Source organism: Ectothiorhodospira mobilis (genome assembly GCF_016584115.1).
Taxonomy (GTDB): domain Bacteria; phylum Pseudomonadota; class Gammaproteobacteria; order Ectothiorhodospirales; family Ectothiorhodospiraceae; genus Ectothiorhodospira; species Ectothiorhodospira mobilis.
The window spans coordinates 128,817-147,298 of record NZ_NRSK01000002.1; the positions used below are offsets into that span (position 1 = coordinate 128,817).

An 18,482-nucleotide genomic window follows, 5' to 3' on the forward strand; every position below is an offset into this window, starting at 1 on the left:
CCCGGACAATGCATGCAGACGTGGTGATCATCGGCGGTGGCCTGGCCGGTCTGGCCTGCGCCCTGACCCTGCGGGAACACGGCCGCGAGCCCCTGATCCTGGAGGCCGGGGATGCCCCCGGCGGCCGGGTGCGCACCGATGTGCAGGACGGCTTCCTGCTGGACCGGGGGTTCCAGGTGCTGCAGACCTGGTACCCGGAGGCCCGGCGGTTCCTGGATTACGGGGCCCTGGACCTGCGGCCCTTCGAACCCGGGGCCCAGGTGCGCTGCGGCGGTCACCTGCATCGGGTGAGCGATGTCTGGCGACGTCCCGGGCGTCTTGCGGAAATGATGTTCTCCCCGGTGGGGCATTGGACGGACAAGCTGCGCCTGTTGGGCCTGCGCCGCCAATGCCTGCGGGGGGATCTGGAGGCCCTCTACGGGGCCCACGAACGGGATGCCATCACCCACCTGCGGGAGATGGGGTTCTCCCAGCGCATCATCGACCGCTTCTTCAAGCCCTTTTTCAGCGGTGTCTTCTTCGAACCGGAGCTCCAGGTCTCCTCCCGGGCCTTCGAGTTCGTCTTCCGTGCCTTCGCCCTGGGGGACACCGCCCTGCCGGCCCGGGGCATGGAGGCCATCCCCCGGCAGCTGGCGCAGCGCCTGCCCGCCGGGACCCTGCGCCTGAACACCCGGGTGGAACGGCTGGAGGGCCGGCGCGTGATCCTGCAATCCGGGGAGCCACTGGAAGCGGGCACGGTGGTGGTGGCCACGGCGGGGACCGAGGCGGCGCGCCTGCTGGGGGATACCGAATCCTTCCCCACCCGCGGCACCACCTGCCTGTACTTCGACGCCCCCCAGGCGCCGGTTGCCGGACCCTACCTGGCGGTCAACGGCGAGGGCCATGGACGGGTGAACAACGTGGTCTGCCCGGCACAGCTCTCGGAACACTATGCCCCCGCCGGCCGCCAGCTGATCGGCATCAACCTGCACGGCGCCAAAGAGGAGCCCGAGGCCCTGGAGGAGACCGTGCGCGCCGAGATGGAGCCCTGGTTCGGCGAGGGGGTCCGGGACTGGCGGCTGATCAAGGGCTACCGCATCCCAGAGGCCCTGCCGGCACAGCACCCGCCGGTACCCTACCCCGGGGCCGCGGAACTGCGCCGGGGAGAGGCCCTGTGGGTCTGCGGCGAATACCGGACCGCCCCGTCCATCCAGTGGGCCCTGCATTCGGGCCGCCGGGCGGCGGAAGGGATCGTTGCGGCCTGAGGCCGCCGTTCCTGGCCCCTGCATACCCGGATGAGGACACAGACAGCCAAGCCATGACGATCCCGCACGCCGAAAAATGCACTCCCCATGGCCACGACCATGGCCACGACGGCATCCCCCCCGTGCTGGGTCTGGCCGCCTGGAGCGGCACCGGCAAGACCACCCTGCTGGCGACCCTGATCCCCCTGCTTCGGGCCCGGGGCCTGCGCCCCGCCCTGATCAAGCATGCCCATCACCGCTTCGATGTGGATCACCCCGGCAAGGACAGTCACACCCTGCGCGAAGCGGGGGCGGAGCAGGTGCTGGTGGCCTCCCGCCACCGCATGGCCCTCATGGTGGAATCCCCCGAACCCCGGGAGCCGCGACTGGAGGAGCTGTTGCGCCATCTGGACCCCCGGCGCACGGACCTGGTGCTGGTGGAGGGCTTCCGGGAAGCACCCGGGCTGCCGAAGATCGAACTCCACCGCGCCGCCCTGGATCGCCCCCTGCTCCACCCGGGTGATCCGTACTTTATCGCCGTGGCCAGCGATACACCGGGGGCCCTGAAGACGTCCCTGCCAGTCCTGGACCTGAACGCGCCGCCGGCCATCGCCGGCTTCATCCTGGACTGGCTCCGGGGGTGAGGGCGTACCCCGGGATCCGCGTCCCGGGTCAGGTTCCGTACTCCTGCCGGATCCCGGGGATGGCCTTCCCCAGCGGGGGGTTCAGAACGCCTCCCGTCCGCTTTCCCGCACCCACCGGTCCAGCCGCTGCAGGAAACGGTCCACCTCCAGGGGCTTGCCCAGGTGGTCGGTGAACCCCGCGGCACGCATGCGCTTCAGGTCCTTCTGGGATGCGTGGGCGGTCAGGGCCACCACCGGGATCGCCGCCGTCTGCGGGCAGTCCCGCAGCCGTTGCAGGGCCTGGAAGCCGTCCATATGGGGCATGTTGATGTCCATCAGGATCAGATCCGGACGATGGGACCGGGCCAGCTCCAGGCCGGTGCCGGGGCTGGAGGCGCTGAGCAGGCGCACCCGGTCCGCCCGTCGCAACAGGATCTGCTCCACCAGGCGCAGGTTGGCCGGGTTGTCGTCCACGCACAGGACCGTGAGCATGGGACGGTCCGTCTCCCCCGGCGCAGCCTTCTCCCCATCCCCGTCCGCAGAAGAGGCGCCCCCCGTCTCCCCTGCATCGGGCACCAGGACCTGGGGCAGTTCGATCCAGAAGGTGCTGCCCTCCCCTTCCAGGCTCTCCACCCCGATGGTCCCCTCCATGGCCTCCACCAGCCTGCGGCTCAGGGACAGGCCGATGCCGGTACCCTTCACCGCCCGATCGTCCGTCGTAAGCCGGGTGAAGGGCTGGAAGAGCACCGCCTGCCGGGACGGGGGGATGCCGCATCCGGTGTCTCTCACCTGGATGCGCAGGCGCCCGGCGCTGGTGTCCTCGGCGTAATCCAGGGTGACGCGTCCCCCGGCCCGGTTGTACTGGATGGCGTTGGATAGGAGATGGATCAGCACCTGCTTCAGGCGCCCCCGGTCCGCGCGTACATGGTGCTCCCCCGGCGCCCCGGGCTCCAGGGTGATCCCCGCCTCCCCGGCCAGGGGCTGCATCAGGTCGATGCAGTCCCCCACCACGCAGGCCACGGGCACAGTCTCCAGGGAGAGCTGCAGACCCCCGTTCTCCACCCGGGACAGGTCCAGGATCTCATTGATGAGACGGAGCAGATGCCGGCCGCCTTTGAGGACCTCCCCCACGTTCTCCCGCTGGGCGGGGTCCAGGGCCGGGTCCGCCTCCAGCAGCTGGGCGAAGCCCAGGATGGCGTTCATGGGGGTGCGCAGTTCATGGCTCATGGCGGAGAGGAATTCCGACTTGGCCCGGCTGGCCCGCTCCGCCTCGTCCCGGGCCTGGCGCATGGCCGCCTCGGTGCGCTTGATATCGGAGACGTCCTGGTGGGTCACCACCAGGTGACGGACGGGGCCCGCATCCATCTCCAGGGGGGCGATGCGCACGATGAAGTAGTCCTCGCCCATGGGGTAGAGGTGCTCGAATTGGGCCTGGCCGTCCGCCAGGACCCGGTGGATGCCCTCGGCCACCTTCACCGCATCCGCCTCCCCCCGGGCGGCCGCCTCCTGGCAGATGGCCAGGTAGTTCACCCCCGGTCCGGTGCGCTGCTCGGATGCCCCCTGCAGGGCCGCGAACTCCCGCCAGGCCCGGTTCACCGCCACGATGGTGCCCTCCGAATCCAGCACGCAGAGGCTGGCATCCAGGGAATCGATGATCCCCTGGCTGAAGCGCAGGTCCTTCGCCTCCCGCGCCCGCAGGGCCCGTTCCGCCTCGCGGCGGCGGGTGATGTCCCGGTTCACCGCGCGCCGGCCCAGGTAGCGGCCATCGGTGTCGAACACCGGCAGGCATTCATGCTCGATCCAGCGCAGACCACCGTCGGGTCGCCGGATACAGAACTCCAGGATGTGGCGCGGCAGGGTGTCGCCGCCCTGGCGGATCTCCTCCAGATGGGACCGCCAGCGGGCGGCATCCTCCGGCGGCATGAGCCGCTCCATGAGCCCGGGATCCTGCATGAAGGCCCCGGGGGGATAGCCGCTGATGCCCTCACAGGCCGGGGAGATGTACTCGAAGCGGCCATCAGTGCCGTACCAGTAGTCCCAGTCGGGGGAATGATCGGCGGCGATGCGGTAGCGCCGCTCGCTGGCCGCCAGGGCCTCCAGGGCCTCCCGGAGTTGTGCCGCCGTGCTCTCGTAGTCCTTTTCCGGGTTTTCCCCCGCTCCCTGCCCATCCGTACCGGCCATCCCGCTCCCCCTCACATTGGATCAGGGTACCGCCATTTGACCGGCGGTGCCCCTGGAAAAAAACACGGAGACCCCTGTTCAGGGACCTCCGTGGGCGTGTCGGGGTTCCGGAGGGAGGATCCCTGCGGGGATCCTCCGGGTCCTCATGTTCCGCGGTGGGCGGGGATCAGAAGCTTTCCCATTCCCCGTCCTCGGGTCCTTCCAGGGCCTTGGCATTGGACCGGCCCCCGTGTTCGCCCCCCCGTGCAGGCGCGGCGTGCGCCCGGCTGGCGGCGCGCTGGCCACCGCCGGGGGCCGGCAGCCCCGGCTGACGGCCGGCATCGTCCACGCGGAAGATGCTCACGGCCCGGGCCAGGCCCTGGGACTGCTCCTCCAGGGACTCGGCCGCGGCCGCCGCCTCCTCCACCAGGGAGGCGTTCTGCTGCGTCACCTCGTCCATCTGCGTCACCGCCGAGTTCACCTGCTCGATGCCCGAACTCTGCTCGTCCGAGGCCGCCGCGATCTCGGCAATGAGATCCGACACCCGCTTCACCTGCTCCACGATCTCCTCCATCTTGCCCCCGGCCTCCATGACCTGCTGGCTGCCGGATTCGATGGTTTCGGAGCTTTCGTTGATCAGGGTCTTGATCTCCTTGGCCGCCGAGGCGGAGCGCTGCGCCAGGTTGCGCACCTCGCCGGCCACCACGGCAAACCCGCGGCCCTGCTCCCCGGCCCGGGCCGCCTCCACCGCCGCGTTCAGCGCCAGGATATTGGTCTGGAAGGCGATGCCGTCGATCACCGTGATGATGTCGCTGATCTTGTCGGAGCTCTCGGTGATGGCCTTCATGGCCTCCATGGCCTCCTTGGCCTTGGCGCCCCCCGTCCCGGCCACGTCCCGGGTCTCGTTGGCCAGGCGGTTGGCCTCGCGGGCATTGTCGGCGTTCTGCTTCACCGTGGAGGTGAGCTCCTCCATGCTGGAGGCCGTCTCCTCCAGGCTGGAGGCCTGCTCCTCTGTGCGCTGGGACAGGTCCGTGTTCCCCGAGGCGATCTCCTTGGCCGCCGTGTTGATGGCGTCCACCGACTCCTTGATCTGGCCGATGAGCTCCTTGAGCCGCTCCGCCGTGTTGTTGGTGTCCCGCTTGAGCTCACCGAAGGTGCCTTCGTAGTCGCCGGTGACCCGCCGGGTCAGGTCGCCCTCGGCCACGGCATTGAGCACGTTGGCCACCTCGCCAAGGCCCGTGGCGGTCTTCTCCATGAGGGTGTTGACCCCGTTGCCCAGGCGCTGGAAGAAACCGTCCAGTTCCTCCGTTTCCACGCGCCGGGTGAAGTCCCCCTTCACCGCGCCCTCCACCAGGGCGGTGACCTGGCGCTCCACCTGCACCTCGTCGGTGCGGTCGTTCCATTCCATCACCGTGCCCAGGTGTTCCCCTTCCTGATTGACGATGGGGTTGGCGATGAGGCGGAAGGTGTGACCGCCGATGACGATCTCGCCCTGGTAGCCGGAACGGCTGTTCTCCATGCGCTGACGCGCCTCCCCCAGCTTGTCCTGGAAGACATCGATGCGGGAACCTTCCAGGCGGTCCCCCTGGAACCCGGGCAGTTCCTTGCGGATGCCGTCGCCAGCGCGCCGGAACATGGTGGTCAGGGCCTGGTTGGTGTAGATGATCCGGGTGTCGGGATCCGCCACCAGGACGCTGGAGGAGACATTGTCCAGGGCGAAGCGGATGCGCAGGTTCTCCGCCGCGACACGCCGGGTCTCGGTGATGTCGGCGTTGAGCTTGGACTGCATGCTCGCCAGGTTGGAGAGGACCTTGCCGATCTCGTCGTTGTGCGTGATCTGGATCTCGTTGTCCAGCTTGCCCTCGGCGATGCGGTTGAAGTAGCCCACCGCCCGGTTCAGCGGCCCGACGATGGCCCGGATAAGCAGCCAGCCGATGACGGCAGAGACCAGCACGCCGATGGTGATCATGATCACGGCCGCATTACGGGTGGTGCTGTAGGTATCCACGGCGCTCTGGAACTCCTGCCGGCCCACTTCCTGCTGCAGATCCAGCAGATCCCGGACCACCTCCACCGCGGCGTCATAGCTGGGATTGGTCACCTCCACCATGCGGATGTTGGCCTCGGCGAATTCCCCGGCCTCATAGAGATTACTGGTGGCCACCAGCCCCTCGCGCACGAATTCCGCCCGCAACTCCGTAAAACGCTCCGCCAGGCGCCGCTCTTCGGGGGTGAGGTAGGTATCCATATAGGCCGACCAGAGCTCGTCGATCCGGCGGATGTTGCTGCGGATCTGGTCGGTATGCAGGGTGATGGGATGATCGTGCAGGCGGCTCTCCTGCAGGCGCGGGTCGTGCATCGCCGCCAGGTTGAGCTCGATGATGTTGGCCTGCATGAGGTTATTGATATCGGCGATCTGCTGGGAGGGGATGAGGCGGTCCTGATAGACCGTGCGGAGCCCTTCATTGGCCCCCTGCATCCCGGTCAGCCCCATGGCCCCGATGATCACCAGGAGGACGGACAGCAGCGCGATGACAAAGATCAGGCGCGCCTTGACGCTGATGTTCTTGAGCAATGGATCCTCTCCTTGCAGGCTGATGGACTGCGGCACCTTGGCTTTGCTCAATGGAATCGGCCGCCGCCACCGATTCTTGAGGCCCCATGGGGTCCTGGCCCCATATCCGGATCCGGCCGGGTCTCATGCGCCCGGCGGTGCACCTGCGCCCCCGCGGGCGCTGGCGCGCATCAGATGCTGAAAGGCCATCTCCGCCTGGGTCTGAGCCGCCTGCAGTTCCGGCAGATGGCGCTGCAGGGCATCCCTCCAGCCCCGGCGGCGCAGCTTGCGCAACGTCTGCACCTGGGCACGCATGCGCCGATGGGCCCGGCCCAGTTCCTCGAAGCCGGGATGCTCCCCATAGCGGTTGGCTCCGCTGCCGAAATACCAGCGCTCGAAACGTTTCAGGGCGGCATCCGCCTCGGGGGAGGTCCTGCCCCCCTCCACAAGGACCCGCATCAGTTCCCCCGACCAGCGGGCGTGGCAGCGGGCCGCCAGCCCCAGGGTGGGATCCCCCTCCTGCGGGAGCCGGGCGGCCAGGTCCTCCCAGGAGCGTTCCCGACGCCATTGCTCCACCCAGGACGGCAACGCCTCCGGGGGCAACGCGGCAGTGAAGGCATACCCCTGGGCCTGCACGCAGCCCAGGCGCAGCAGCAGCGCCGCATGTTCCAGGGTCTCCACCCCTTCCGCAACCACCTGCTTGTTGAAGGTGCGGGCCAGGCGCACGATGCTCTCCACCATGTCCAGATCGTTGGGATCCTGCAACATGTCCAGGACGAAGCTGCGGTCGATCTTGAGGATGGCCACCGGCAGGGTACGCAGATAGCTGAGGGAAGCATAGCCGGTGCCGAAATCGTCCAGGGCGAACTGGGCGCCATGATGGAGGCAGCGGGAGATCACCTCGCTGGCGTGGTGCAGGTCCGCCAGGGTGGTGGTTTCCAGGATCTCGAACTGCAGATCCTCGGGGGAGACCCCGGGATGGGCCTCCAGCCCCCGGCGCCAGGCGGGCTCGAAGCGCGGCCCCAAGAGGAATTCGCCGCTGACGTTGATGCCCACGGGGCAATGAAAGCCCGCACGCCGCCAGCATTCCATCTGCCTCAGCACCTGTTCCAGCACCCATTCGTCCAGATCCTCCTCCAGACCCGCGGCGCGGAAGGCGGGCAGGAAGTGATCCGGCCCGCGCAACCCGTATCCCGGCTCGTCCCAGCGCACCAGGGCCTCCGCCCCCAACAGTTCCCCGGTGCGCAGATCCACCTTGGGCTGATAGTGGACGGTCAGCTCCCCCTCCCGCATGGCCAGACGGACCCGGTCGGCATGACGCTGCAGATCCCGGACCTCGCGATGACGCTCGGGATCGAAGCGGTGATAGCGGTTGCGTCCGGCCTCCTTGGCCTGATACATGGCCTGGTCGGCGTGGCGCAGCAGATGGTCGGGGTCCCCCTCGTCCGGCGGGCAGAAGGTCACGCCGATGCTGGCGGAGACCTGCAGCCGCAGACCGTCCAGCCACACCGGACCGCTGGCGGCCTCCAGTACCCGGCGCAGGGCGGCGTCGGCGCGATCCGGGGAGCCGATGCGGTTGAACAGGATGACAAACTCATCCCCGCCCAGGCGGCCGAGGGTATCCCCCGACCGCAACAGTTCCTTGAGCCGTCCGGTGATCTCCAGCAGCAATCGATCCCCCACGGCATGGCCATGGCGGTCATTGATGGTCTTGAAGCCGTCCAGGTCCAGGTAACACACTGCCAGCGGGTTGCCGTGGCGGCGGGCGGCGGTCACGGCCCGCTCCAGGCGCGCCGCCAGCAGGCGGCGGTTGGGTACCCCGGTGAGGGCGTCGTAGTGGGCGATGCGGTCCAGTTCGGCCTGATGGGTGCCGATGCGATGGATCAGGTCGTTGAAGGCGGTGACCAGCCCCCCCAGCTCGTCCGCGCGATGCCGTTGCGGCAGTCGCAGGGGCTGAAAGGGCCCCACATGGGACTGACGGGCCTGTTCCGCCAAGGTACGCAGCGGGAGCCCGATATAGCGGGTGAGGAAGGCCAGCAACCCCAGCATGATCACCAGCATCAGGGCCCCGATGAGAAAGACCGTGCGCACCAGGACCCCGGCCTCTCCGCCCTGGTCCCGCACGCTCATGAGCACCCCCGCCGGGGCCTGCAGATGGGCCAGGTCCAGGGGGCGCCAGGCCAGATGCCAGCCCTTTGGGGAAGGGGCGGCGGCCTGCTGCACCGGCAACGGCCAGGCCAGCTCCGCCAATCCCCGGCCCTGGGCCCCCGGGATCATGAAGAGGCGATCCCCCAGGGTGAGACCCACCCCCTCCAGGCGGGCGTTATGCCGGATCGCATTGAACAGGGAGAGCTTGTCCGACAGGATCACCGCCCCGGCCAGATGGGCCACGGCGCGGCCGGTGGCGGGATCGCGTACCCCCCGGCGTACCACCAGCACCAGCGACGGCGCCCGGTTGGCGTCCCCGGGGTGGACCACCAGACGGGTCTTGTAAAGGTACGGGGTGGCGGCGCGTCGGGCGAGCCAGTCCTGCAGATCCACCCGGTGCCTCAGGGCCACCCCGCCGGCGGCCCAGGGGGTGGCGGTGTCCCGGGTGAGGACCACGGCATCGAAGCGCCGCGCCACCGCCCCCGCCCGAATGCGGTTGAGCACCCTCGCGGCCTGCTCCGGATGATCCCCCCGCACCGCCTGTTCCAGCGCCGGCAGCCGCGCCAGTTCCCCCACGGCCCGTTCCGCCGCCTGGATCTCCTGGTCCAGCACCAGGGCGGCCAGGGCGGCGCTGCGGTCAAAGCCACGCTGCAGCTCCTGCAGCGTGGTCTCCCGTGCACCCTGCACCGCCAGCAGCACCGCCAGCAGGGTGAAGACCATCATGGCCCCGCCCAGGGCCACCACCAGGGTGCGGATCAGCGTCCTGGGACGAGATGCGCTGGGGGCGCTCTTTGGGCCGGCGGAGGGATCGGCGGAGGTCACGATCGGGGCATCTGCCGTTTTCATGGGGGCATCCCCGTCCCCGCGTCTCGGAGTGCGGCGGGGTCCTCCCGGGCATCCCGTCCGGAGTAACGGAAGGCCCGGGCCTCAAGGCCGCGCAACACCTGGGCCGGGGTCTGCCGGGTCACCAGCACCATGTCCCCGGCGTATACGGTGGGCACCTGGCCTCCCTTTCCCGCCACATCCAGGGCGATGGCCTCGGCCATGGCCACGCCGGCATCGTCGTTCATGCGCATGACCGTGGCTGCCAGGCGGCCCGCCTCCAGGGCCGCCAGCTCCTCGCTGCCCCCACCCCAGCCGGTCACCAGGACCCTGCGCTGCGGTGGTACCGCCTCTTCCACCCATCCGGCGGCCACCAGGGCCATGTCCGTGGCGCAGGCGATGACCGCCTTCAACTCCGGGTAACGCGCCAGGGCATCCCGGGTGGCCCGACGCACCACGGGGGCCAGGAAATCGGTGACATAGCCCTCCCGGATGCGCAGGCCGCTCCCTTCCAGGGCCTTGATGAAGGCGCCGCCCCGGGCGCGGCTGACATAGCCGTCGGTGCCATAGAGGATCACCAGGTCGCCACCGGGGAGTACGTCACGCAAATGCGCCGCCAGGATGCGCGATCCCTGGACATGGTCAAAGCCCACATAGAGCAGGGGCTGGCGGCCGTCCCAGGCGCGCACCGGGGTGGTGATGTTCTGCAGGATAAGGCCTGGCCCATCCCCCCGGGCCAGGATGCGGTCGATGAGTTCGCGGTGCAGGTCCGTGTCCAGGGTGTAGACGAGATAATCCGGGTCCTGGCCCAGGACCTCCCTGAGCTGATCGGCCTGCAGCTGCACGTCCCCGCTGTCGGGCCCCGTGAAAAAGACCTGCAGATCCAGATCCAGGCCCAGTTCCCGGGCCCGTTCCCGGAAGGCCAGCAGGTTGCGGCGCCAGTAGCCGGAACTCTGCAACCCGGGATAGATCACCGCCACCTGGACCCGCTGCCGGGATCCGTCCCCCCGCTCCGCCAGGGGGCGTGCGGGACCGCGCACCCGCCGGGTGAAGGCCTCCGTCAGGGCAGCCTGTTCCGGGTGGCGTTCCAGGTAGTCCCCGATGCTCCAGTACCCGGCGGGGACCTGGGCCACAGCCAGACCTCCGGCCCCGGCCAGCAGGGTGGCCAGCAGGACCTGCGCCATCGTATGGATCCAGCGGGACATGGGGACCGCCCCTGGGTTTTGAACCGGATCTCAATGGTACCCGGCGGCGACCTGCCGGGCCATCCCGATCCGGCACGCGCCTCTGGCCCCCATCGCGGGCAGGCACTAGGATCGGGGGCGGATCCAGCCATGCAGGGTTCAGCCATGACCGAGGTCTTCGTCTACGGCACCCTACTCAGGGGGCTCCGTTTCCACGGGGCCCTGAAGGGGGCCACCTTCCTGGGTCCTGCCCGGGTCCGGGGCCGGCTCTTCGACCTGGGGCCCTATCCTGCCCTCGCGGACGGCCCGGACCAGGTGCACGGGGAGGTCTACCGGGTGGATGCCGGGACCCTAGCCCGCCTGGACCGCATCGAGGACTTCGATCCCCGGGATCCCGAGGGTTCCCTGTACCGCCGGGTGGTGCGCCGGTCCTGGCTGCCGGATGGGGAGTTCCGGGATGTGCAGGTCTACCTCTACAACGCCCGGGTGGATCCCCGGCGGCGCATCCCCCACGGGGACTATCGCCGCCATCTGCAATCCCTTCGGGGCAAGGCCACCCCGTAAGGAGCGATCACCGGGATCGCGCACTGCGACCCCTCTTTTATTGAAACGTTATAACGTAAAAAACCCACCCCGAACGGGGTGGGTCCATTCGGTCGCGGCGTACATGGCACCGCGATCCCGCCTCCTTCCTCCCGGCGGTCTTGGCCGGATCAGTCCTTGTTGCGCACCGCGCGGGTCCACTCCTCCATGGCGGCATTGGCGGCCGGCATGGGGGCCTCGAGGAAATCGATCACGAAGCGGTCGGCCATCTCGCACACGCCGATGGAGCGGGGGCGCACGGCCATGGCCCGGGGCGTGGGCAGCTTGATGCCGAAGCAGAAGAGGATGTGCTTGGCATCCAGGATCTCCGGGCTGATCTCGCCCTCTTCCAGCTGCTTGGTGTGGTTGTAGTGATCGAATTCACCGATGTACTGGGCCACCGGGTGGGCGTCCACCTTCTCCTTGAAGTAGGCGATGATCTCGGGCGCGGACTGGAAGGTGGTCTCGGACTTGTCCACTTCGAAATAGAAGACGGGATACTTTTCCTGGAACAGGGTCTGCTTCATTGAGAACTCCCAATGGATGCGATTGCGGATTTACAGGGATCCGGCGGGAAAGACACCCGCCGGGTTTGCCCTCGAGGCCCTGCTTGTTCAGGGCCCCACAGGGGTCGGTGGGCGGCACCCGGAAGGCCGGATGCCGCCGATGTGCCGGGCGCCGCCCGCTTAGCGTGTCGCCGTGGCCGTGGACCCAGCAGGATCGTGCAGCACATGGCGTTTGAGGTGCAGCATCACCTGCACCGTCTTGGCCTGCACCAGCACGAACGGGACCATGAGCGTGTAGTGGACCCAGGAGCCGGCCTGCACCACGCCGCTGGCGATCAGCCCCAGGTGGATGAAGAACAGGCCGAAGACGAAGAAGGCCACCCCGGGGCAGATGAGGGTGAAGGTCCCGGCATCCCCCTTGGGGCCGCGCACGTAATCGCGAAAATAGCCCAGGCGCTGCATCACCGCATAACCGATGAGACCGAAGAGGATCTGCGCCGAAACGATGCCGGCACCGAACACCAGGATGTCCGTGTGATCCATGGGCTGACCCAGGGTGTGGTGCATGCCGTAGCTCAGGCGCACCCAGGTGATGCCCATGAGGGTGAGGATGGGAATGATGATCCACAGGCTGGGGCTGGCCGCCTCGCGAATCCCCTTGATCATCATGGCCTGGAAGCCGTGCACCAGCTTGATCACCGCCAGCAGGGCCGCCGAGGTTAAGAAGAACAGGGATAGCAGCATCCCCGTCATCATGGTCACCAGGGTCTGGCTCATCATGGCCGGGGCGGCGAAACCCACAGCAATCATCGCCAGGGCGAAGATGGCGATCATGGGGGAGAGGCTGTTGTTGGTGGAGAAGTCCACGTTCCCCTGGGCCAGGGTGCGGGCGAAATAGGTGGTGAGGATCCTCAGGGCGTACACCCCCACCGCGGCGAAACCCGCCAGGGCCATGGGGAAGAGCCATTCCACCACCGACCACAGTCCGGGCACGAACAACGCCCCCAGCACAAACAGGATGTTGATGGTCATGGCCAGGGTCAGGGGAATGGCCATGAGGGCGATCTCATCGTTGCTGTTGCGCAGCTCCCCGAAGGCCGGGGTGCGGCGGAATATGCGGTATTCCCGCAGGTTCCACGCCAGCAGCCGGAAGTGGAGCGCGGCGAAGAACAGCACCAGCAACAGGGCCAATGCCAGCAGCACCGAACCCAGGGAGACCGGAGCGGTGAGGATGGGCCAGATGTGGTCGAAGGTCACCAGCGGCACGCCCTGGTGATCCACCAGGAACATGGGATAGAGAAAAAAGGAAACCGCCAGCCCGCCGGCCCCTAATGGGGCCAGAAAAAACAACGGGTTGTACGATTCTCCCAGATTACGCCTGAGCATTGCCTGACCTCGGTTGGTACGCCGGATCTTTCATTATGGAATCAGTATTTTCTAATATTCAACCCCATCGGTCCCCGGCGGCCTGTTCTCCTGCAAAGAGGCGGACAGGGATTGAAAAAGGTCAATGTCAGTACCTGAGTATATTGGTATTGTATTATATTCCCATTCGCCGAAGGAACAGCCGGCCTCCGGGTTCACATCCACCATCCAACCACATCACGAGGAACCGTACACGATGTCACAAGCTGCCAACGCTTCTCAGGAAAAGTCATCCGAGGGGGGCGCCCGCTGGCTGATGCACGTGCCCATCCCCCTGTTCGCCATGGTGATGGGGATCACGGGGCTCGGCCTGGCCTGGCGCAAGGCCGGGCACGTACTGGGGGCGCCGGCCATGGTGGGCGAATATCTCCTGGGTACGGGCGCGGTGCTGTTCGTGCTCATCTTCATGCTCTACATGACCAAGGCCATCGCCCATCCGGGGGAGGTGAAGGCGGAGTTCTCCAATCCCATCCGTGTGAACTTCTTCCCCACGGTGAGCATCTCCCTGCTGCTGCTGGCCATCGCCTCCTTCGACTACTCCCAGGCCACCTCCCTGGCCCTGTGGGCCATGGGCACGACCCTGCACTTCATTGCCACGGTCTACCTCATGGGCCGCTGGATCAACCATGCCCATGAGATCCACATGATCAATCCGGCCTGGTTCATCCCCGTGGTGGGGAATCTGCTGGTGCCCATCGCCGGGGTGCGGCTGGGCTTTATGGAGACCTCCTGGTTCTTCTTCTCCATCGGTATGGTGTTCTGGATCCTCCTGTTCACCATCGTCTTCTACCGCATCGTCTTCCATAATCCGATGCCCGCCAAGTTCCTGCCCACCCTGTTCATCCTCATCGCCCCGCCAGGGGTGGCGGTGATCGCCTACATGGGCCTGATGAACCACCAGGCGGACGTGCTGGTGAAGCTGCTGGTGTACTCCGGCCTGTTCATCACCGTGCTCAATCTCAGCCTGGTGCGCCAGTTCCTCAAGGTGCCCTTCTTCGTCTCCTGGTGGGCCTACACCTTCCCCCTGGCGGCCATGACCATCGCCACCCTGGACTATCTGGCGGTCACCGGCGGCCTTGGCCTGACCCTCATCGGCTGGACGCTTTTGGGCATCACCTCCGTCATCATCCTGGTGGTGCTGCTGGCCACCACCATCGCCCTCTTCCGGGGCAAGCTGTTCGTGCCGGATTGATCGCCGCCATCCCGGGCAGGGAGGCTTCCTCCCTGCCCGGGCCCGGGTGCTTGACATCCGGTGTGCCACCCTTACACTCAAGACCACACGGCAACTGGGGTTGGGCGGTCATTGGCCTCTTCGGCGGAAATGCGCTCGGTTACGTCGACGACCGCCGTGCATGCCGTGACATCAAGACGCCTGAATCCTGTTCAAGGGAGGTACAATCCGCATGAGCGAATACAGACCCACGAAGCCCAGCAATCCCCGGGACGACTGGAAGCTCTGGCTGGTGGTCAATCCGGGCACCTGGCTGATGCCGATCCTGATGGCGGTTCTGGTTGTCGCCCTGGCCGTGCACGCCTTCGTGTACAGCAACGACAACTACAATCCGCTCACCTACGACGCGTCCGCCCAGGCGGCCGCCGAATCCGAAGCCGAGTAAACGGAGGACATCGACGATGGAAACCAGCATCTCCGGCCTGACCGAAGAACAGGCTCTGGAATTCCACGAGCAGTTCAAGACCACCTTCACCGTCTTCATGGTGCTGGCTGCCGTGGCCCACTTCCTGGTCTACCTCTGGAGACCCTTCTACTGAGGGGCCCCCGGTCCCTGCCCGCCCCGCCCTGGCGGTGCGGGCAGGCCCATGCCGGATCATCGTGCCGGATCTCCCCCGGTGATGATGATCCGGTTTTTTTGTGGACCCATGTCCCGCCTCCACCCTGCCCGCCGGCATCCCTCCGCAGTCATCCCCGGACCATGAAGATGCGCTAGGCTCTCCGCAGAACTCGCGCATGGCGCATCCCCTCCCCCACAGAAGACCGCAACGATATGGATACACGACTGGCAACGGAGAACCGATGGTTACGTGCCCGGCTGGAGGCCCTGATCGAAACCGCACGGGAGACCGAGGACAAACTCAATCGTCTGGCCGATCTGGAGTTCCGCCTCCTGCAGGCGGGGGATCTATCCCACCTGCTGCGCCTCCTGCTACAGGATCTGAAACGTGATTTTGAGCTGGACCACGTGGGTCTGGTGCTCTGCGACACCACGGGGGATCTGCAGGCGGCCCTGGAAGGGCATCCCCTGGGCGAGGGGTGGCCACTGCGTCTGATCCCCGATCCTGCCCCCCTGCAGGGGCTGCACACCCCCGTGCTGGGGCCCGCGGGGAACGGCCATACCACCGTCCTGCTCCCGGAGGAGATGGAGGGACTGGCCAGCCACGCCCTCCTGCCCCTGGGCCGCGGCGATCCCCCCCGGGGAATCCTCCTGCTGGGCAGCCACGGGGCCGAGCGGTATACCCCCGACCAGGACACCTTTCTGCTCAGGCGCCTGGCAGCCATCGTCTCCGTCTGCCTGGAGAATGCCCTCGCCCACTGGCGACTGCGGGAGATGGGCGTCACCGACCCCCTCACCGGCGTACGCAACCGGCGGTTCTTCGACCAGCGCCTGCAAGACGAGATCGGGCGCATGGACCGTGAGGGCCACGCCCTGGCCTGTCTGTTCATCGACATCGACCATTTCAAGCGGGTGAACGACCGCCACGGTCACGCTGCGGGAGACCGCGTCATCGCCGCCGTGGCACAGCGTCTGGCGCGCCATCTGCGCCGGTTTGACCTGCTGGCCCGCTACGGCGGCGAGGAGTTCGTCATCCTCCTGCCTGCCCTGGACGACTCCGAACTGCAGTCCATCGCCGAACGCATGCGCCACACCGTCGCCGCCACCCCCGTACCCGTGGAGGATCACCGCGCCATCCAGGTCACCGTCTCCATCGGCGGGGCCCGTCTGCCCCCCGGGGGGCAGGGACAGGCCCCTGAGGCGAGGGCACGCATCCTGCTCGGCAGCGCCGATCACGCCCTGCTGCGGGCCAAGGAGACGGGCCGCAACCGGGTGGAGATGGCCGCGGAAGGCCTCTACAGGCAAGAGGCCGGCCCTACCCCGCCGGTTCCCGCCGGGGCCATCCCCCCTTCTTCTGAGATGAATCCTTGAGCGGTGGAGGACGCTGGAGCACGGCACTCCTCCCCTCCAGGGCTGAGCGGGTGCTGAAAGAAGGGGCAGGAGTGATTGCGTTCATGGCCGCCCCTGCAGCCGGGGGACGACCAGGGCCTTCGGGTATGGAATCAAAGAGGGGGATACAAAAAAACCCGCCTCTGCAATCCAGCAGGGGCGGGTTTTTTCAAATCTGGCGGAGAGAGAGGGATTCGAACCCTCGATGGGCTTTTGACCCATACTCCCTTAGCAGGGGAGCGCCTTCAGCCACTCGGCCATCTCTCCGGAGATGTCGCCATATCGCGCGACCGATAAAGTGCATATGGTAGCGTTTTCGGCGGGACAGGTAAAGCGTACCGGGCGGACGCCGGTCTATGGAAACCGCCATAAAGAAGGGGGCCCTGAAGGCCCCCCGTCTATGCGCATGCGATAAACCGGGCGGTGCTTACTGGTCGCCGGCCACCACTTCTTCCCCGTCCTGCTCGCGCTGGATCCTTTCGTAGATCTCTTCGCGGTGTACGGCCACGTCCTTCGGGGCATTGATGCCCACCCGGACCTGGTTCCCCTTGACACCCAGCACGGTCACGGTGACCTCGTCACCGATCATCAGGGTCTCACCTACCCGACGCGTCAGAATCAACATGTCCTTTTCTCCGTTTTGAACTTCAATCACCTTGCTTTATCATCATCCAGGCTCGGGGCCTGGGGTCGACCGGTGTTCACCCCGGTTCATCATGTGCGCTCTCGGCCCCGGGGGAGGATGTGGTTCCGTTTCCCCGTCCCCATGGCCATGGCGCTGTCTTCCCTCAGGAAGCCTCTTGCGGTGCGTGCTCCAGCCCGAAGGCGTCGTGCAGGGCGCGCACCCCGAGTTCCAGGTACTTCTCGTCCACCACCACCGAGATCTTGATCTCGGAGGTGGAGATCATGCGGATGTTGATGCCCTCCGCCGCCAGGGCCGAGAACATGCGGCTGGCGATGCCGGCGTGGGAGCGCATGCCCACGCCCACGATGGAGATCTTGGCGATGCGCGGATCCCCCTTCACCTCGCGGGCCCCCAGCTCCCGGGCCCGTTCATCGACGATGCGCATGGCCTTGTCGAAGTCGTTGCGGTGCACGGTGAAGGTGAAGTCGGTGGTGGCATCGGCCCCCACGTTCTGCACGATCATGTCCACCTCGATATTGGCATCGGCCACGGCCCCCAGGATACGGTGGGCCACACCCGGCTGGTCAGGCACCCCCTCGACGGTGAGCTGGGCCTCGTTCTGGTTGAAGGCGATACCGGAGATGAGCGCCTGTTCCATGTCCCCTTCCTCGAGCGTGATGAGCGTGCCCTCCCCGCCTTCCTCGAAGGAGGATAGGACACGCAGCGGTACGTTGTACTTGCCTGCGAATTCCACGGCGCGGATCTGCAGGACCTTGGAGCCCAGGCTGGCCATCTCCAGCATCTCCTCGAAGGTGATGCGTTCCAGCCGGCGGGCATTGGGCACCACCCGCGGATCGGTGGTGTAGACGCCGTCCACATCGGTAAAGATCTGGCATTCGTCGGCGTTCAGGGCTGCCGCCAGGGCCACGGCCGTGGTATCGGAGCCCCCGCGTCCGAGGGTGGTGATATTGCCCATCTCGTCCACCCCCTGGAAGCCGGCCACCACCACCACCCGGCCGTCCGCCAGGTCCCGGCGCACCCGGGCGCCGTCGATCTCCTGGATGCGGGCCTTGTTGTGGGCGCTGTCGGTGCGGATGTGCACCTGCGCCCCGGTGAAGGAGCGGGCCGGACATCCCTTGGCCTCCAGGGCCATGGCCAGCAGGGCGATGGTCACCTGCTCGCCGGTGGAGAGCAGCACGTCCAGTTCCCGGCCGTCGGCGTCGGGGCGGACCTCATGGGCCAGTCCCAGGAGACGATCGGTCTCCCCGCTCATGGCGGAGACCACCACCACCACGTCATGTCCCTGGCGGCGGTAGCCGATCACCCGGTCGGCCACGTGCTGGATGCGTTCGACGCTGCCCACCGAGGTGCCGCCGTATTTCTGTACGATTAATGACATAGTCTTTTATTCAGGTATAGACCGCCTGCGGACGGCTGCGTTCAAGCCGCGT

15 protein-coding genes and 1 tRNA gene are annotated in these 18,482 nt (G+C 67.2%); 7 read left to right on the plus strand and 9 right to left on the minus strand.

Annotated features, from left to right (window positions below):
* Positions 1–8: 8 nt before the first annotated feature.
* Positions 9–1,244, plus strand: coding sequence for a protoporphyrinogen/coproporphyrinogen oxidase (locus tag CKO33_RS01690; RefSeq protein WP_200178626.1), 1,236 nt, complete (start codon positions 9–11; stop codon positions 1,242–1,244).
* A gap of 53 nt (positions 1,245–1,297) precedes the next feature.
* Positions 1,298–1,867, plus strand: coding sequence for a molybdopterin-guanine dinucleotide biosynthesis protein B (gene mobB, locus CKO33_RS01695; protein ID WP_200178627.1), 570 nt, complete (start codon positions 1,298–1,300; stop codon positions 1,865–1,867).
* 81 nt (positions 1,868–1,948) lie between these two features.
* On the opposite strand, the gene CKO33_RS01700 is transcribed toward mobB, so the two are convergent.
* The 4 genes from CKO33_RS01700 to CKO33_RS01715 all read right to left on the minus strand — a co-directional run bounded on the left by CKO33_RS01700 (position 1,949) and on the right by CKO33_RS01715 (position 10,735).
* Positions 1,949–4,027, minus strand: coding sequence for an ATP-binding protein (locus CKO33_RS01700; protein ID WP_200178629.1), 2,079 nt, complete (start codon positions 4,025–4,027; stop codon positions 1,949–1,951).
* 166 nt (positions 4,028–4,193) lie between these two features.
* Positions 4,194–6,632: a methyl-accepting chemotaxis protein gene (locus CKO33_RS13805; RefSeq protein WP_200178631.1), complete on the minus strand. Its 2,439-nt coding sequence runs from the start codon at positions 6,630–6,632 to the stop codon at positions 4,194–4,196.
* Positions 6,633–6,704: 72 nt separating this feature from the next.
* Entirely contained in the window at positions 6,705–9,554 is a 2,850-nt protein-coding gene (locus tag CKO33_RS01710; RefSeq protein WP_200178633.1) for a putative bifunctional diguanylate cyclase/phosphodiesterase, read from the minus strand.
* Positions 9,551–10,735, minus strand: a complete 1,185-nt coding sequence (locus tag CKO33_RS01715) for a substrate-binding domain-containing protein (RefSeq protein WP_200178635.1) — start codon at positions 10,733–10,735, stop codon at positions 9,551–9,553. The genes CKO33_RS01710 and CKO33_RS01715 overlap by 4 nt, the downstream gene beginning before the upstream one ends.
* 129 nt (positions 10,736–10,864) lie before the next feature.
* Here CKO33_RS01715 and CKO33_RS01720 point away from each other — a divergent pair, with 129 nt between their 5' ends.
* Positions 10,865–11,278: a gamma-glutamylcyclotransferase family protein gene (locus CKO33_RS01720; protein ID WP_200178637.1), complete on the plus strand. Its 414-nt coding sequence runs from the start codon at positions 10,865–10,867 to the stop codon at positions 11,276–11,278.
* Between the two features lie 149 nt (positions 11,279–11,427).
* On the opposite strand, the gene CKO33_RS01725 is transcribed toward CKO33_RS01720, so the two are convergent.
* Together CKO33_RS01725 and CKO33_RS01730 are read right to left on the minus strand one after the other, a co-directional pair.
* Positions 11,428–11,823, minus strand: coding sequence for a DUF6858 family protein (locus CKO33_RS01725; RefSeq protein ID WP_200178639.1), 396 nt, complete (start codon positions 11,821–11,823; stop codon positions 11,428–11,430).
* A gap of 159 nt (positions 11,824–11,982) precedes the next feature.
* Positions 11,983–13,188, minus strand: a complete 1,206-nt coding sequence (locus CKO33_RS01730; protein WP_200178641.1) for a TsoY family (seleno)protein — start codon at positions 13,186–13,188, stop codon at positions 11,983–11,985.
* A gap of 295 nt (positions 13,189–13,483) precedes the next feature.
* Between CKO33_RS01730 and CKO33_RS01735 the strand changes: the two genes are divergently transcribed.
* The 4 genes from CKO33_RS01735 (at position 13,484) to CKO33_RS01750 (ending at position 16,388) form a co-directional block, all read left to right on the plus strand.
* Positions 13,484–14,419, plus strand: a complete 936-nt coding sequence (locus CKO33_RS01735; protein ID WP_242472416.1) for an SLAC1 anion channel family protein — start codon at positions 13,484–13,486, stop codon at positions 14,417–14,419.
* 211 nt (positions 14,420–14,630) lie between these two features.
* On the plus strand, positions 14,631–14,843 hold the full coding sequence (gene pufA, locus CKO33_RS01740) for a light-harvesting antenna LH1, alpha subunit (protein ID WP_200178644.1): 213 nt from the start codon (positions 14,631–14,633) through the stop codon (positions 14,841–14,843).
* A 16-nt stretch (positions 14,844–14,859) separates the two neighbouring features.
* Positions 14,860–14,997, plus strand: a complete 138-nt coding sequence (gene pufB / locus CKO33_RS01745; RefSeq protein WP_200178645.1) for a light-harvesting antenna LH1, beta subunit — start codon at positions 14,860–14,862, stop codon at positions 14,995–14,997.
* Positions 14,998–15,230: 233 nt separating this feature from the next.
* On the plus strand, positions 15,231–16,388 hold the full coding sequence (locus tag CKO33_RS01750) for a GGDEF domain-containing protein (RefSeq protein WP_200178646.1): 1,158 nt from the start codon (positions 15,231–15,233) through the stop codon (positions 16,386–16,388).
* Between the two features lie 194 nt (positions 16,389–16,582).
* Here the strand turns inward: CKO33_RS01750 and CKO33_RS01755 are convergent.
* From CKO33_RS01755 to CKO33_RS01765, 3 genes are all read right to left on the minus strand, one after another.
* A tRNA-Ser gene (locus tag CKO33_RS01755) sits at positions 16,583–16,673 on the minus strand.
* 160 nt (positions 16,674–16,833) lie between these two features.
* Positions 16,834–17,031, minus strand: coding sequence for a carbon storage regulator CsrA (gene csrA / locus CKO33_RS01760; RefSeq protein WP_200178647.1), 198 nt, complete (start codon positions 17,029–17,031; stop codon positions 16,834–16,836).
* A gap of 163 nt (positions 17,032–17,194) precedes the next feature.
* The gene (locus tag CKO33_RS01765) at positions 17,195–18,430 is read right to left on the minus strand and encodes an aspartate kinase (protein WP_200178648.1); all 1,236 of its coding nucleotides are present in this window, start codon (positions 18,428–18,430) and stop codon (positions 17,195–17,197) included.
* Positions 18,431–18,482 lie beyond the last annotated feature (52 nt).

Excerpts from the sequence above, each read along its gene's own strand:
- CKO33_RS01690 (WP_200178626.1), top strand. The coding sequence starts at position 9 with ATGCATGCAGACGTGGTGATCATCGGCGGTGGCCTGGCCGGTCTGGCC.
- mobB (WP_200178627.1), top strand. The coding sequence starts at position 1,298 with ATGACGATCCCGCACGCCGAAAAATGCACTCCCCATGGCCACGACCAT.
- CKO33_RS01700 (WP_200178629.1), bottom strand. The coding sequence starts at position 4,027 with ATGGCCGGTACGGATGGGCAGGGAGCGGGGGAAAACCCGGAAAAGGAC.
- CKO33_RS01710 (WP_200178633.1), bottom strand. The coding sequence starts at position 9,554 with ATGAAAACGGCAGATGCCCCGATCGTGACCTCCGCCGATCCCTCCGCC.
- CKO33_RS01715 (WP_200178635.1), bottom strand. The coding sequence starts at position 10,735 with ATGTCCCGCTGGATCCATACGATGGCGCAGGTCCTGCTGGCCACCCTG.
- CKO33_RS01720 (WP_200178637.1), top strand. The coding sequence starts at position 10,865 with ATGCAGGGTTCAGCCATGACCGAGGTCTTCGTCTACGGCACCCTACTC.
- CKO33_RS01725 (WP_200178639.1), bottom strand. The coding sequence starts at position 11,823 with ATGAAGCAGACCCTGTTCCAGGAAAAGTATCCCGTCTTCTATTTCGAA.
- CKO33_RS01730 (WP_200178641.1), bottom strand. The coding sequence starts at position 13,188 with ATGCTCAGGCGTAATCTGGGAGAATCGTACAACCCGTTGTTTTTTCTG.
- CKO33_RS01735 (WP_242472416.1), top strand. The coding sequence starts at position 13,484 with ATGCACGTGCCCATCCCCCTGTTCGCCATGGTGATGGGGATCACGGGG.
- pufA (WP_200178644.1), top strand. The coding sequence starts at position 14,631 with ATGAGCGAATACAGACCCACGAAGCCCAGCAATCCCCGGGACGACTGG.
- pufB (WP_200178645.1), top strand. The coding sequence starts at position 14,860 with ATGGAAACCAGCATCTCCGGCCTGACCGAAGAACAGGCTCTGGAATTC.
- CKO33_RS01750 (WP_200178646.1), top strand. The coding sequence starts at position 15,231 with ATGGATACACGACTGGCAACGGAGAACCGATGGTTACGTGCCCGGCTG.
- csrA (WP_200178647.1), bottom strand. The coding sequence starts at position 17,031 with ATGTTGATTCTGACGCGTCGGGTAGGTGAGACCCTGATGATCGGTGAC.
- CKO33_RS01765 (WP_200178648.1), bottom strand. The coding sequence starts at position 18,430 with ATGTCATTAATCGTACAGAAATACGGCGGCACCTCGGTGGGCAGCGTC.